The organism is Vibrio sp. 811 (assembly GCF_033339195.1).
In genome coordinates this window covers 1-601 of record NZ_JAWOUB010000619.1, presented here as the reverse complement: position 1 = coordinate 601, position 601 = coordinate 1, and the positions used below count along the sequence as shown (strand labels likewise).

Below are 601 nucleotides of genomic sequence, written 5' to 3'. Positions count from 1 at the left end.
TTTTTGGGGATAACCTTTAAGATTCTGGCTGTGTGAAGTCAGGTGTTGGACAGTCTTCATACGACGATGGCAGAATTGGAACATCATCGTTGTTATTCAAACCATCCAAAACCGTCTTGATCTGATCAATTTGATTGATGTCTGAACCTTCCCAAGCACTGACCGCGTTACTAATGATATCTCCAATAGACATCCACTGATCGCCAAACCAAATAACGGTATTTTGGGTTAAACCCTCAGAGGTTGGGCGATGTCGAGTGTTAAAGATAAATGCGAGTAGTTGCTGAGCTAGCTGCTCTTTATGCTCGTTAAGGTCCGCGTTGCCATTGCTATCGACCAAGAATTGTGACACTTCGGATTGCCAAGTCCCGGCCATCCAAGTAGCAGAATCGCCGCTAAATGCTGCTTCAACTGGCTCTCCACCAGTAAATTTACCGTCAAATGGCTCGTCACCAGATCCAAAGTAGTTACTTGGAGAGGCGTAAGGGGCTAATCCATTCACATATACTCTGTCGGCTTCAGTTAGTTCACTTAAGCCATTTTTGTTGTGCCAGTAACCTTTGGTGTCAAAGTCTGCAGTGATTTCACAAATGTTATTGAA

The 601-nt window shown here is 44.1% G+C and carries 1 pseudogene; it reads right to left on the bottom strand.

Annotated elements, in window-relative coordinates:
• Positions 1 to 16: 16 nt before the first annotated feature.
• Positions 17 to 601 (bottom strand): annotated as a pseudogene (locus tag R7Q46_RS28445) (hypothetical protein); the annotation flags it as partial.